17 protein-coding genes are annotated in these 11,805 nt (G+C 71.5%); 7 read left to right on the top strand and 10 right to left on the bottom strand.

The genetic code is table 11. The features are described 5' to 3' along the window. Nucleotides 1-30: 30 nt before the first annotated feature. The 5 genes from E1193_RS24225 to E1193_RS24210 form a co-directional block, all read right to left on the bottom strand. On the bottom strand, nucleotides 31-1,374 hold the full coding sequence (locus E1193_RS24225) for an ABC transporter substrate-binding protein (protein ID WP_132185483.1): 1,344 nt from the start codon (nucleotides 1,372-1,374) through the stop codon (nucleotides 31-33). Nucleotides 1,375-1,786: 412 nt separating this feature from the next. Next, nucleotides 1,787-1,930: a GPGG-motif small membrane protein gene (locus tag E1193_RS32075; RefSeq protein WP_018786997.1), complete on the bottom strand. Its 144-nt coding sequence runs from the start codon at nucleotides 1,928-1,930 to the stop codon at nucleotides 1,787-1,789. Nucleotides 1,931-1,972: 42 nt separating this feature from the next. Beyond that, entirely contained in the window at nucleotides 1,973-2,701 is a 729-nt protein-coding gene (locus E1193_RS24220; RefSeq protein ID WP_132185482.1) for a metallophosphoesterase, read from the bottom strand. Between the two features lie 13 nt (nucleotides 2,702-2,714). After that, nucleotides 2,715-2,924, bottom strand: a complete 210-nt coding sequence (locus E1193_RS24215; protein WP_243704723.1) for a hypothetical protein — start codon at nucleotides 2,922-2,924, stop codon at nucleotides 2,715-2,717. A 53-nt stretch (nucleotides 2,925-2,977) separates the two neighbouring features. Next, nucleotides 2,978-3,628 (bottom strand): nucleotidyltransferase, encoded by a 651-nt coding sequence (locus E1193_RS24210; protein WP_279433387.1) that lies wholly within the window; start codon nucleotides 3,626-3,628, stop codon nucleotides 2,978-2,980. A gap of 123 nt (nucleotides 3,629-3,751) precedes the next feature. Here E1193_RS24210 and E1193_RS24205 point away from each other — a divergent pair, with 123 nt between their 5' ends. The 3 genes from E1193_RS24205 to E1193_RS24195 all read left to right on the top strand — a co-directional run bounded on the left by E1193_RS24205 (nucleotide 3,752) and on the right by E1193_RS24195 (nucleotide 7,029). Then, nucleotides 3,752-4,507: a dTMP kinase gene (locus tag E1193_RS24205; protein WP_207922843.1), complete on the top strand. Its 756-nt coding sequence runs from the start codon at nucleotides 3,752-3,754 to the stop codon at nucleotides 4,505-4,507. Nucleotides 4,508-4,569: 62 nt separating this feature from the next. Next, entirely contained in the window at nucleotides 4,570-5,481 is a 912-nt protein-coding gene (locus E1193_RS24200) for a MurR/RpiR family transcriptional regulator (RefSeq protein ID WP_132185479.1), read from the top strand. A gap of 558 nt (nucleotides 5,482-6,039) precedes the next feature. Further along, nucleotides 6,040-7,029, top strand: coding sequence for a sigma-70 family RNA polymerase sigma factor (locus E1193_RS24195; RefSeq protein WP_207922842.1), 990 nt, complete (start codon nucleotides 6,040-6,042; stop codon nucleotides 7,027-7,029). Nucleotides 7,030-7,102: 73 nt separating this feature from the next. On the opposite strand, the gene E1193_RS24190 is transcribed toward E1193_RS24195, so the two are convergent. After that, nucleotides 7,103-8,065, bottom strand: a complete 963-nt coding sequence (locus E1193_RS24190) for a C40 family peptidase (RefSeq protein WP_207922841.1) — start codon at nucleotides 8,063-8,065, stop codon at nucleotides 7,103-7,105. A gap of 485 nt (nucleotides 8,066-8,550) precedes the next feature. On the opposite strand from E1193_RS24190, the gene E1193_RS24185 reads away from it, so the two are divergent. Further along, on the top strand, nucleotides 8,551-9,063 hold the full coding sequence (locus tag E1193_RS24185; protein WP_132185476.1) for a DUF6232 family protein: 513 nt from the start codon (nucleotides 8,551-8,553) through the stop codon (nucleotides 9,061-9,063). Nucleotides 9,064-9,075: 12 nt separating this feature from the next. Here E1193_RS24185 and E1193_RS24180 read toward each other — a convergent pair whose 3' ends face one another. Both E1193_RS24180 and E1193_RS24175 read right to left on the bottom strand, forming a co-directional pair. Beyond that, entirely contained in the window at nucleotides 9,076-9,405 is a 330-nt protein-coding gene (locus tag E1193_RS24180) for a DUF3817 domain-containing protein (protein WP_132185475.1), read from the bottom strand. Nucleotides 9,406-9,431: 26 nt separating this feature from the next. Then, nucleotides 9,432-9,854, bottom strand: coding sequence for a hypothetical protein (locus E1193_RS24175; protein WP_132185474.1), 423 nt, complete (start codon nucleotides 9,852-9,854; stop codon nucleotides 9,432-9,434). A gap of 116 nt (nucleotides 9,855-9,970) precedes the next feature. Between E1193_RS24175 and E1193_RS24170 the strand changes: the two genes are divergently transcribed. Genes E1193_RS24170 through E1193_RS24160 form a run of 3 tightly spaced genes read left to right on the top strand, consistent with a single transcriptional unit; the run spans nucleotide 9,971 to nucleotide 11,181 of the window. Then, the gene (locus E1193_RS24170) at nucleotides 9,971-10,279 is read left to right on the top strand and encodes a DUF6158 family protein (protein ID WP_132185473.1); all 309 of its coding nucleotides are present in this window, start codon (nucleotides 9,971-9,973) and stop codon (nucleotides 10,277-10,279) included. Next, nucleotides 10,279-10,608 (top strand): SRPBCC family protein, encoded by a 330-nt coding sequence (locus tag E1193_RS24165; protein WP_132185472.1) that lies wholly within the window; start codon nucleotides 10,279-10,281, stop codon nucleotides 10,606-10,608. Before E1193_RS24170 ends, E1193_RS24165 begins: the two co-directional genes overlap by 1 nt. A 45-nt stretch (nucleotides 10,609-10,653) precedes the next feature. Beyond that, nucleotides 10,654-11,181, top strand: a complete 528-nt coding sequence (locus E1193_RS24160) for a DUF1360 domain-containing protein (protein ID WP_132185484.1) — start codon at nucleotides 10,654-10,656, stop codon at nucleotides 11,179-11,181. Between the two features lie 102 nt (nucleotides 11,182-11,283). Here E1193_RS24160 and E1193_RS24155 read toward each other — a convergent pair whose 3' ends face one another. Then, nucleotides 11,284-11,493, bottom strand: a complete 210-nt coding sequence (locus tag E1193_RS24155) for a hypothetical protein (protein ID WP_132185471.1) — start codon at nucleotides 11,491-11,493, stop codon at nucleotides 11,284-11,286. A 23-nt stretch (nucleotides 11,494-11,516) separates the two neighbouring features. Further along, nucleotides 11,517-11,768 carry a hypothetical protein gene (locus E1193_RS24150; RefSeq protein ID WP_132185470.1) on the bottom strand — a complete coding sequence of 84 codons (252 nt, stop codon included), beginning with the start codon at nucleotides 11,766-11,768 and terminating at the stop codon, nucleotides 11,517-11,519. Between the last annotated feature and the right edge of the window lie 37 nt (nucleotides 11,769-11,805).

The raw sequence follows: 11,805 nt of genomic DNA, 5'->3' as shown, positions 1-11,805 counted from the left end.
GGCCACGATCGGCCGGGCCGCCGCCTCAGATCACTTCCAGCTGCCCTCGATGCCGTTGAGCACGGTGGCGGTGTCCTTACCGTTGATCCACTCGACCATGCCCTTCCAGAAGGTGCCCGCGCCGACCGCGGCCGGCATCAGGTCCGAGCCGTCGAAGCGGAAGACGGTCTTCTCGTCCTGCAGGAGCTGCACGGAGAGCTTGTCGACCGGGTTCGGCACGTTGGCCAGGTCGAGCTTCTTGTTCGCCGACACCCAGTCACCGATCTTGGCCCGGCTGTTGGCGTACTCGCCGGAGGCCAGGTAGGTCTGCACCGCCTGGACCTCGGGACGGTCGGCGAAGGCCGCGACGAACTCGCCGCCGCCCAGCACCGGCTTGCCCTGCGTCGGGTCGATGGCCGGGAAGTAGAACGCGAACACGTCGCCGTCCTCGGCCACCTTGGTGCCCTGTGGCCACTGGTTGGCGTAGAAGGACGCCTGGCGGTGCAGCGCGCACTTGCCGGTGGTGATCGGGATGCCGGCCTCCTGGAAGGAGGTGGTGGTGATGCTCTTCGCACCGCCGAAGCCCGCGTTGACGTACTTCTCGTTCTTGAGGATGGTGCCGGCCCGGTTGACCGCGTCGGCGACCTTCGGGTCGTTGAACGGGATGCCGTGGGTGGTCCACTGGTCGTAGACCTCGGGGCCCGCGGTGCGCAGCAGCACGTCCTCGATCCAGTCGGTGGCGGGCCAGCCGGTGGCGTCGCCGGACTCGATGCCGGCGCACCACGGCTTGGTGCCGCTGGCCGCGATCGTGTCGCTGAGCTTGATCAGCTCGTCCCAGCTGGTGGGGACCGTCCAGCCCTTCTCCTTGAAGGTCTTCGGCGAGTACCAGACGAAGGACTTGACGTTCGAGCCCAGCGGCGCGCCGTAGAACTGGCCGTTGAGGGTGCCGTACTTCAACCAGTCGGGGGAGTAGTTGGCCTCGGCCTCGGCCTTGGTCTCGGCGCCGACCGGCTTGACCTTGCCGGCGTCGACGAACCGCTTCAACAGACCGGGTTGCGGGATGAAGGCCAGGTCGGGAGCATTGCCGCCGTCGACGCGGACGCCGAGCTGCGCCTCGAACTCGGCGTTGCCCTCGTGGTCGATGTCGATGCCGGTGCAGTCCTCGAACTCCTTCCAGGACTGGTCGAGGCGCTCGGCCTCGATCTCCCGGATGGACGAGTAGATGGTGACCTTCTTGCCGTCGTTGTCGCCGTACTTCTCGTATGCCGCGCACTCCGCGGAGCCCGCGTTGCTGCTGCTCTTCTTGTCGTTGCCGGTGCCGCAGGCGGTGACGCCGAGCGCCAGGCCCAGTGCGCCGGCGATCGCGAGAGTCTGGCGTGATCTGGCAAAGGCCATGCCGTTCTCCTTCCTTGCCGGCGCACGGGGAAGTCGCACTCGCGCCGGTCCGATGGGTCGTCCCCACATGCAAGCGCTTGCATCGTCATTGGTCTACCCCGGAACGGACACGGCCCGGTAACAATGCCGAAACCCCCCTCACCAGCCGTGGTCTCGCTCCCACGGCCGACGCGGCGGGGTGCGGGTGGACGCTGTGCGTGTGGCGACCCGCGACCAGCAGCATCCCCGAGCTACGCGCAGCCTGTGCCCGCGGGGCGCTCCGCATCTCGCCTGCTCGGGTGGTTTCCCCCGGCGGTGGTGACCAACTCCGGACGCGAAACGCCGGGGTCGTCGTGCCGGGCCTTCCATCTGGGAGGACGGAGGCCCGGTGACGACGACCCCGGCGGGTCGGGGTGGCGCGGGTGCGCGCCGGTCAACTGAAGATGCTGACGCCACCTGGGCCGACCAGCAAACCGACCACGATGAGGACGATGCCCCACAGGATCTGCCGGCGGAACAGCGCGAGAATGCCGGCGACCACGAGTACGACTGCGAGAATCCAGAGAATCAGCTCCATGGCTGTGGAATACCCGCACCGGTGATCCCGAAAACCTCGCCGTCAGTCGAGATGATCTCGACCGCCCAGGTGGAAGACGCTGTACGCCTGCTTGATGACCGGGTGGGCGACGTTGCGCACCCGCACCCCGCCCGGGGTGGTGCCACGCTCGGTGCCGTGGTGGGCGTGCCCGTGCAGGGCCAGCGCGGTCGGCGCGGAGTCGATCGCCTGGCCGAGCTGGTAGCAGCCGAGGAACGGGTAGATCTCCAGGGGTTCGCCGGCGAGGGTGTCCGGCACGGGGGAGTAGTGGGTCAGCGCGACCAGCACGTCGCAGTCCAGCCCGCGCAGCGCCCGGCCGAGCGCGCCCGCGCTCTCGTTGGTGGTCCGGATGAAGGCCTTCATCTCCGGCTCGCCGAAGTCGCTGGCGCACCGCCCGGCGAATCCGCCGCCGAAGCCCTTCACCCCGGCCACGCCGAGTCGGCCGCCCGGGGTCTCCAGCACCGTGCCGGTGCCCTCCAGCACCGTGACGCCCGCGTCCGCCAGCACCTTCACCACCTGCGGCACCTGGTCGCACTGGTGGTCGTGGTTGCCGAGCACGGTGATCACCGGCACCCCGAGGTCGCCGAACTCGCGGGCCACGCAGCGCGCCTCGGCCTCGGTGCCGTGCCGGGTCAGGTCGCCGGCGAGCAGCAGCACGTCGGCGCAGTCCGGCAGTTCCTCCAGGGCCGGCCGGAACCGGCCGACCACGTCCTCGTCCAGGTGGACGTCGCCGACGGCGGCGATCCGGATCATCGTCGGGTCCTCCTCACGGCAGCTCCTCGACCTGGGTCGGCGCCTGGGTGCGGATCACCCCGATGTCGCTGGTGACCGGCACGTCGGGGAAGCGTTCGGAGACCCGGCGCAGGATCTCCTCCCGTCGGTGCGGGCTCTCCACCTCGCCGTAGAGGACCAGGCCGCGCTCCCGGCGGACCACGGTGATGCCCTGCTCGGCGACGGCGGGGTCCTCGGCGAGCATCCGGTGGATCTCCGCCTCGACGTACTCGTCCGGCGGGCCGGCGCTATGCTCGGTCACAATGTCTCCTTCCCTTCGGGCGTCCTGGCGTACGGCACCGGGGTGCCGGCGTACGGGACCACGTCCAGCCGGTCCAGCAGCACGAGGAACGCCTCGGCGTACGGCGAGTGCTGCGTCTCCTTCCGTACCCGTTCCCAGTCGATCTGTTCCCGCAACGAGCGGGCCAGCGGCAGTCCCCGGGCGAAGTCGCAGTAGTGCTGGCTGAAGCTGAGCAGCTTGTGCACCATCAGCCGGGTGGCCGAGAGCACCGGCATGTGGATGGCGTCGACCGGGCGGATCACGGTGTCGGCGAAGGTCTCCTCGGTCACCGGGGTCTCGACGGGCCGGTGGATCAGATCCACCATCCGTCCCTCGTCGTAGACCTTGACGAGCCAGTCCTCCGGCGGGCGCTCGGCGGCGAAGCCCTCCGTGGTGAGCGTCTCCAGCGCCCGTTCGACGTCCTCCTCCCGGATGAGGAAGTCGACGTCGTGCTCGCTGGAGTGCCCGCCGTGCGCGTACACGGCGAAGCTGCCGCCGAGCGCGAAGGGGATCTCGTTCTGCTTGAGCACGGCGGCGACCCGTTTGAGGGTGTGCAACAGACTCTCGTCCCCGCGCTCGGCCATCTGGTTCTCCCGTCGATCGTCGTGAAGGTGGACAGGCGGTCGCAAATGACATCGCGTACCCGGCAGGCCACCCGCCCACACCTGTGGGGCCCGGCGGGACGGGCGGTGGGGGATGGACCGGGACGAACCACCCGGGGAGGGGAGCGCGCGTCGGATAGTCTGTGGAAGGTGGCCAGATCACAGCGGGCGACCGGCGGCAGAGCCCGACTGCGCCGGGTCGCTCTGGTCGGCATCGACGGTTCGGGCAAGACCACCCAGGCGCACCGCCTCGCCGACGCGCTCACCGCGGCGGGCCGGCCTGCCACCTACCACCGCAACGCCGGCGGCCGGCGCTGGCTCGGCCGGCTGGCCAACCGGCTCGGCCGTCCCGACGCGCAGCGCCTGCTCGGGCGCAACGGGGTGCTGGCCGTGGAATCCGTGCTGCGCTGGCTCGCCATCGCCAATGCCCTGCTGAGCAGCCTGGTGACCGGGCGGGTGGCGGTGATGGACCGCTACGCCGTCTGCCAGTACGCCAGCATCCGCGCGCACGGTGGGCGACGCTGGGAGCGGCTGGCCCGCGCCGGCTACCGGGTCTTCCCACGGCCGCAGGTCACCTTTTTGCTCACCGTCGACCCGGCGGAGGCGTACCGGCGGATCGAGCGCCGGGGCACCGACCACGAGACCATGGACTGGCTGACCGCCGCCGACGCGGCGTACCGCACGCTGCCGGAGTACCCGGGCTTCGTGCTGGTGGACGCCGCCGGCGCGACGGAGGAGGTGTCCCGGCGGATCCAGGCGCACCTGGTCGAGTGGCTGCCGTCGGACGCGCCCTCACCCGACGCCACGCCGGATTCCGGGCCGCCGGGCGACGCCGCCGCTGCCGGTCCCGGCCGGCACCCGGTGGTCTGCCCGGCTCGGCCGGTCGTGGTTCAGGCCCGGTCGTAGGCCGGGACGGTCGTGCCGCCCCGATCATTGACGCTCGCCGACTACGAAAGTAACTTCCGACCGTGGCGAGAAGCGCGAAGACTTCCGCGAGTCCCGGGTCCGGTGGGTTGCTCGTCCACATCGCCGGTCTGCTCCCCGCGCTGTCCCCCGCCGAGCAGCGGGTGGCCCGGCTCGTCGTGGCCGACCCGGCCGGCGCCGCGCGCCGGACCATCACCGACCTCGCCACCGCCGCCGGGACCTCCGAGGCCACCGTCATCCGGTTCTGCCGGTCCGTGGGCATGGCCGGCTACCCGCAGCTGCGCATCCGGCTCGCCGCCGAGGCCGCCCGCCGGAGCGCGCCGCCGGACGCCCGCGTGGTCGGCGGCGACATCCCGCCCGGGGCCGACCTGGCGCAGATCATCGCCACCATCGCGTTCCACGACGCCCGGGCCGTGGAGGAGACGGCCGAGCAGCTCGACCCGGCAGTCTGCGAGCGGGTGGTGGACGCCGTCGCCGCCGCCGGCCGCGTCGACGTCCACGGCTCCGGGGGCAGTGGAGCTGTCGCAGCCAACCTCCAGCAGAAGCTGCACCGCATCGGCCGCACCGCCTTCTACTTCCCGGACGGGCAGACCGCGTTGGCCTCCGCCGCGCTGCTCGGCCGGGGCGACGTCGCCATCGGGATCTCGCACACCGGTGTCACCTCCGCCGTCGTCGAGGTGCTGGCGCGGGCGCGGGCCCGGGGTGCGCGCACTGTCGCGCTGACCAGCTTCCCCCGTTCGCCGATCACCGATGTGGCGGACTTCGTGCTCGCCACGGCGACTCGCGAGACAACCTACCGCTCGGGCGACACGGCCAGCCGTATCGCCCAGCTCACCGTGGTCGACGTGCTCTTCGTCGGGGTGGCCGCCCGCAACCGGGTCCGGACCCGCAAAGCTCTGGCGGCGACCGCCGAGGCCGTCGGGACGCGCCGGATCGACCCGCGGAGGCGGGCATGACGGGCGGGAAGGTGCACCCTGGGCGGGTGCACCGGAACCCGATGATCGACGTGATTGGTGCCACAGGAGCCGGCTGTGTCGTCAGATGACAGGCCCGGTCCGTCGTGCTCGCCCGGCTGGCTGCGGATCCCCGCAGGGCCGGGTGAGACGCGGAACACGTCGGGCGCGGGACGTCCACCACGCCACGGATTGTTGTCCATGCCGTGGGGTAATCCACCGTACGGATGAACCGACCGGTCCACCGGCGCGTGATTGGCGGTGACCAGGATCGCAGCCGGGCGGTGACGAGGGTCGCTGCGCCGCGGGTCGTCGCAATGGTGCGATGCCCGAGGGCGGAGGAGGTTTTCTCTTGGCCGCCAGCCTGTTCGTGACGCCTGGAAGTTGATCACGAGCGAGGTGCTGACAGCAAACGTGGACCGAGCTTTCAGCTGGCACTCAGGCATTCGTGACACTTTCGACTCACGACATGGAATCCCCGACACGTCTCATCTGTTGTGTAGATGTCAGCACCGACGGGCACATCGGAGGTTGCGGGGGAAGGGCTTGATGGACGTGGGGATGGCAAGGAACCGGGCAACCGGCGCGAGCGAGGGGACCGTGGGCAACGTGGACAAGAATATCGGCATGCGCACCGACGAGGTCGCCGAGGAGCGTGACCTGGTCGGCGTCTACCTTCACGAGATCTCCCGGACGCCGCTGCTGGACGCCGCCAAGGAGGTCGACCTCTCCAGGGCCATCGAGGCCGGCCTCTACGCCGAGCATCTGCTCGACGAGGACCGCGTACCCGCTGGCGTCGACCGGGAGGAGCTCGAGCGCCTCGTCATCGAGGGCGAACGGGCCAAGGACCTGTTCATCCGGGCCAACCTGCGGCTGGTCGTCTCCATCGCCCGCCGTTACGTGCGCTCCGGGATGCCCATGCTGGACCTGATCCAGGAGGGCAACACGGGTCTGGTCCGCGCCGTCGAGAAGTTCGACTACGAGCGCGGCTTCAAGTTCTCCACCTACGCCACCTGGTGGATCCGTCAGGCCATCAGCCGGGCGATCGCCCAGCAGGAGCGTACGGTGCGCCTGCCCGTGCACCTGGTGGAGGACGTCAACCGGATGCGTAACGTGGCCCGGCAGCTCACCCGCGAGCTGGGTGGCGACCCGGAGCCGGAGCAGATCGCGGCGGCGCTCGGGGTCACCGTCGAGCGGGTCAACGAGCTGGTTCGCTGGTCGCAGGACACCGTCTCGCTGGACACCCCGGTGGGCGACGACGGCGACACCAACCTCGGTGACCTGGTCGCCGACAGCGACGCTCCGTCGCCGGAGGAGATCGTCCTCACCGGCCTGGAGCGACAGCGCATCGAGGGCCTGCTCAACCACCTCGACGACCGGTCCGCCGGCATCATGCGGGCCCGGTACGGACTGGAGGACGGGCGGGAGCACTCGCTGACCGAGGTCGCGTCGCGCTTCTCGCTCTCCCGCGAGCGGATCCGTCAGCTGGAGATCCAGGCGCTCGGCCGGCTCCGCGAGCTGGCCCGGGCCGAGGGGCTTCAGGCCGCCTGACCGGCGACGACAAATGACGGCGAACGGCCGGCGTCCGATAGGGGGCGCCGGCCGTTCGCGTGCCCGCCGCCGGCTACCGGACCCGGCCGTAGCCCTGGATGGGCATGATGTTCATGCCCCGCTTGAGCACGTTGCGCCCCGCGCTGGGCGCGTCGATGATTTGCCCGCCGCCGACGTAGAGGGCCACGTGCCCGAGGCCGCGATAGAAGACGAGGTCGCCGGGTCGCAGCTCGGCACGGCTGATGTGCGCCACCACGCCCCACTGCATCCGGGTGTTGTGCGGCAGAGACTTGCCGGCCGCCCGCCAGGCCGCGGAGGTCAGGCCCGAACAGTCGTACCCGTTGGGGCCGTCGGCTCCCCAGGCGTACGGCTTGCCGACGGCCCCGTACGCGTAGCGCACCGCCGCACCGGCGTTGCCGGGGGCCGCGGGTGCGTCCCCGGCCGGTCGGGCCGTCGGCCCGGGCGTCGGCGCCTCGGTGGCCCGTCCGTACGCTGCCCGGCGCATCTCGTACAGCTTCGCCAGATCGCGCTCGATCTTCTTCCTCGTGTTGCCCATGGCGCGGGCCTGCGCGGCCTCCCGGGCCAGCGTCGCGTCGAGCCGGGACTTCTCGTCCAGCAGCCGGCGCTGGTTGTCGGTGAAGCCGCTGATCCGCTCCTGACGGTCCCGGGTGAGCTGGTCGATCGTGCTCAGCCGGTCCATCAGGGTGGTCGGGCCGCCCGGTTCCAGCAGTGCGCGGGCCGTCCGCAGCCCGCCGGTCTTGTACGCGGTCGCGGCCATCGCGCCGACCTCGGCCCGGCTCCGCGCGGTCTGCGCCTCCAGGGGGCCGATCTGGGCCTGCAACCGGGCCGCGGTCGCCTTGTTCGCCTTGATCTCCTCGTTGAGCTTGTTGTACGACTCGACGACTTGTTCCAGCTCCGTCGAGGACTTCTCGATCCGTGCGGTCAGCTCGGCGACGGAGGGCTCTGCCCGAGCCACCGCCGCGGGGGCGATCAACGCGGCCGAGAGGCCGGCGACCGTGAGCGTTCGCACCAGCATCCGTAAGGACGGCAAGAGCGGAAGCTCCTCTCCAGGTGTCTCCGGAGGATGCTGACCCCTCCGGCGACACCGACCCGGGGCCACCCGGACGGATGGCGGTGGACCAGGCCGGCCCGCCCAACCTAACCCGTGACGGTAGCCGCCGGCAGGGGAAGTAGGGGCGAAAGTTGGCAAAGGGGCAGGAAAGGCTGCTGCGCCGAGTGACGCCGTCGTGGCCATGGTGACAGCCGAGCAGGTCATTTATCCGATTCAACCGAGATGAACTGATTGGTCGTTCCGGGCGGATGCCGTCGGCCGGCGCGGGCAACTGTCCGACAAAACCGGAATGGAGGGCAATCAGCGGCGTGCCCGCTGCCCTGTCGGTCGAATCTCGTCGGGCGAAGCTGGCCCGAGCGTCACAGAATGGAGCCCTGAGACCGGGAATCCCGCCGCACGACAGCGACTGTGGTGGGAGCCCCGGTACCGCCGGCCGGGGGGAGTACGCCGTGCAGGCACACCGTTCCGCCACCCACCCACCGCGGGACCCGCCGCGCAGGACGCTGCTCTACGCCCGCCCGGGGATCGTGGTCACCACCGAACGGTTCACCGTCGGCCGGAGCAGTTTCCTGGTCGCCGAGCTCACCCACCTGCGTACCGGTCGGGGCCCGCACGACCGGCTGGCGGTCCGCGTCGTCGCGGTCACCGCCGCCGCCATCGCCGCCGTCGGCGTTCTGCTCGGCTTCACCGGAGGACTGCACCGGCTCACCGCCGGGGCGTACCTGGCGCTGGGAGTGGTCTGGATGCTGCCGGTGCTGCTGGCGCTGGCGGGGGACCGCTGGCGGCCTCCCGCGCACGAACTCTGGGGGCACTGCCGGGGCGTCGAGGTGCTGCTGTTCAGCAGCGACGACGCCGAACAGTTCGAGCAGGTCGTGGCGGCACTCGACCGGGCGCGGCGGGAACACCGGTACGTCGACACCGAGCAGACGCCGACGACCGGATTCTGGCGCCCGGACCGCTGACCGGCCGGCGCGTCAGGCGGTGGGCAACGGCTCCCTGGTCGGCTCCGGGCGGGCGGCCAGCCCCCGGGTGACCTTCCGCTCGGCCACGAACGACACGAACGGGACCGTGCCGGCGAGCATCACCAGCAGCATCCGCTTCAACGGCCAGTTGACCCGGCGGCCGAGGTCGAAGGTGGCGGCCAGGTAGAGCATGTAGAGCCAGCCGTGTGCGGTGCCGACGACCGCGACCACGATCGGCTCGTCGAACGCGTACTTCAGCGGCATGCCGATCAGCACCAGCACGACCAACGCCACGCCCACGATCCAGGCGATCACGCGGTACCGGGTAAGGGCTGCGCCCACCGTCGTCCGTCCTTCCACGCCGGCGTTCAGCCGGGATAGTCACCGGGCCTCGCGCCCGGATTGGCGTTCAACCAGGTCAGGTAGCGGTTGTAGGCGGCCAGGTCGGCGTCCTCCGGTGCCTCGGCCGCCGCCGACGCCCGGGACACCCGCACCGGGCGGCGTACCGCCGGGACCGGCGTGCCGTCACCGAGGGTGACGGAGTCGCTCGGCGGGGCGGTCGGCTCCGCGGCGGCGGCGTCCCGGCCGCGCAGCGCGTGCCGCACCTCCCGCCACCAGACGAAGACCACGAAGCCGGCGAAGATCGGCCACTCCACGGCGTACGCCCAGCTGAGCGTGTTGCCCGAGGCGGCGCGGCTGATCTGCCACCAACCCAGCGCCAGGAACCCGACCACCAGCACGACCATGGCCACGTGGCGGGCGATCCACGCCGGTGTCCAGAGCCGTTTCATGGCATCGAGCGTACCGGGACGACCGGCCGTCTCCGACACGGTGTCGTAGGTGGTTTGGTGACAGGTGGTGTGGGCATCCGTCTAGTTGCCAGCCCAGACGAGCCCAGGGGTGCGACATGACCGAATCAGTACGCCAGTCCGCCGACGCCAGCCCGGAGCAACGGATGACCGAGTGGGACGGCGACCACGCCGCCTCGACCGTGGACGTGGACGAGGAGTTGCCCGGCATCGACCCCGGGGAGCTCGACGACGAGGACCTGATCCGCGAGCTGCACAGTTTGCACCGCACCCGGCTGGACACCCTGCGCCACGCGTCGGACTCCGCGCTCGCCACCCACCTGCGCCGCACGGCCGAACTGGAGACCGAGTACCTGGCCCGCAACCCCGGGCGCGAGGTCGATCCGAGCCGGCTGCGGGACGCCTGATGCCGGCGCGCGCCGAGCGGGGCATGTCCGCCCCACCCGAGGTGGTGTTCAGCACGGCGACCGACCCGAACCGGGCGTCGGCGTGGCTGCCCGAGCCGTTGCGGTCCGACGGCGGGGGACTCCCGCAGACCAGCAGCACCGAACAACTGCGGGCGCGGTGGAGCAACGACTCCGCCCCCGGTTGGTCCGCCGAGATCCAGGTGGAGCCGGCCGACGCCGGGGGCTCCCGGGTCCGGCTCGACCTGACCGGGGACGGGCCCGACGGCCTCGCCGACGAGGCCCTGGCAAACCTCGCCGGTGAGGTGGCCGACAACCTGACCGCCGGTTGAGCGGATCCCGACGAGCACGAGGAGGCCGGCGTGGCCGGGTTGGGCATGAAGCAGAGGGTGGCGCGGCTGCGCCGGGCGTACGCGCCGCACGAGAACCGACCCCTGGACGGGTACCTGAAGGCGATGGGCACCTACGCGGCCGTGACCGCGTCCCTGGCCGGGCTGGTGAAGGCGACCGGCCGCCCCGTGCCGGAGCGGCCGACCCCCGCAGACGTGGTGCTGCTCGGCGTCGCCACCCACAAGCTGAGCCGGTTGCTCTCCAAGGACGCCGTCACCAGCCCGCTGCGGGCCCCGTTCACCCGCTACGACCACCCGATCGGCAGCGGTGAGGTGATGGAGCAGGTCCGGGACTCCGGCAGCCCGACCAGGCACGCCATCGGCGAGCTGCTGAGCTGCCCGTTCTGCCTGGCGGTGTGGATCGCCACCGGCCTGACCGGCGGACTGGTGCTGGCGCCCCGGCTGACCCGACTGGTCGCCACCGCGCTGACCGCGGTGGCCGCGTCGGACTTCCTCCAGATGGGGTACGCGATCGCGCAGCAGGCCGCCGAGAGCGGGCCCCACGACGAGAAGTGACCCGGACGTGCGGAAGGGGCCGGCGGTGTGCCGGCCCCTTCGTCGTGCCCGGTCGCGGCAGCCCCCGGCCCTCGGGCTTCCGGCCGGCCCTCGGGCTTACCGTCAGGTCGGGATGGTGCCGTGGTCCTCGCCGGCCCAGCCGCGCGAGGTCTCCGGCTCCCGTACCTCCTCGTCGGCGCCGGTGATGACGTCGCGCTCCACGGCGGTACGGTCGTGTTCGTTGGCGAAGTCCGGCTCGGGGAGGGTGTCGGTGCCCTCCGGTGGCTGGCCGAGCGCCGGCACCGCCTCGCGGTGCGCCTCGTCGTCGGACATCTGGGTCTCCTCTCCCCGGGGTGTCAGATGACCGAGCCGCCGAGCAGGTCGGCGACCTCGTCCACCGCGTACTCGCCCTGCGGCAGCGCGGCGATCCGGGTGAGCAGCTGCGCGGGGAGTTCCGCCGCGACGGCCCGGCGGTAGATGTCCGACTGGCTGATCCGTTCCTGGCCGTGGTAGAGGTCCTCCAGCAGTTCGTCGATGCGCCGGGTGTCGGGCTCGTCGGCGACGGCGTCGGTCACGGGAACGTCGGTCACGGGAACGTCTTCGGTCACGCTGGCACACCTACCCGCCCACCACCTCCCGAAACAC

The organism is Micromonospora sp. KC606 (assembly GCF_004348675.1).
Classification (GTDB): domain Bacteria; phylum Actinomycetota; class Actinomycetes; order Mycobacteriales; family Micromonosporaceae; genus Micromonospora.
This window is presented reverse-complemented; position numbering and strand designations above follow the sequence as displayed.

What these genes read in the sequence shown, in the direction of transcription:
- E1193_RS24225 (WP_132185483.1), bottom strand. Translation starts at nt 1,374, where the DNA reads ATGGCCTTTGCCAGATCACGCCAGACTCTCGCGATCGCCGGCGCACTG.
- E1193_RS32075 (WP_018786997.1), bottom strand. Translation starts at nt 1,930, where the DNA reads ATGGAGCTGATTCTCTGGATTCTCGCAGTCGTACTCGTGGTCGCCGGC.
- E1193_RS24220 (WP_132185482.1), bottom strand. Translation starts at nt 2,701, where the DNA reads ATGATCCGGATCGCCGCCGTCGGCGACGTCCACCTGGACGAGGACGTG.
- E1193_RS24215 (WP_243704723.1), bottom strand. Translation starts at nt 2,924, where the DNA reads ATGCTCGCCGAGGACCCCGCCGTCGCCGAGCAGGGCATCACCGTGGTC.
- E1193_RS24195 (WP_207922842.1), top strand. Translation starts at nt 6,040, where the DNA reads ATGGCAAGGAACCGGGCAACCGGCGCGAGCGAGGGGACCGTGGGCAAC.
- E1193_RS24190 (WP_207922841.1), bottom strand. Translation starts at nt 8,065, where the DNA reads ATGCTGGTGCGAACGCTCACGGTCGCCGGCCTCTCGGCCGCGTTGATC.
- E1193_RS24175 (WP_132185474.1), bottom strand. Translation starts at nt 9,854, where the DNA reads ATGAAACGGCTCTGGACACCGGCGTGGATCGCCCGCCACGTGGCCATG.
- E1193_RS24170 (WP_132185473.1), top strand. Translation starts at nt 9,971, where the DNA reads ATGACCGAATCAGTACGCCAGTCCGCCGACGCCAGCCCGGAGCAACGG.
- E1193_RS24165 (WP_132185472.1), top strand. Translation starts at nt 10,279, where the DNA reads ATGCCGGCGCGCGCCGAGCGGGGCATGTCCGCCCCACCCGAGGTGGTG.
- E1193_RS24160 (WP_132185484.1), top strand. Translation starts at nt 10,654, where the DNA reads ATGAAGCAGAGGGTGGCGCGGCTGCGCCGGGCGTACGCGCCGCACGAG.
- E1193_RS24155 (WP_132185471.1), bottom strand. Translation starts at nt 11,493, where the DNA reads ATGTCCGACGACGAGGCGCACCGCGAGGCGGTGCCGGCGCTCGGCCAG.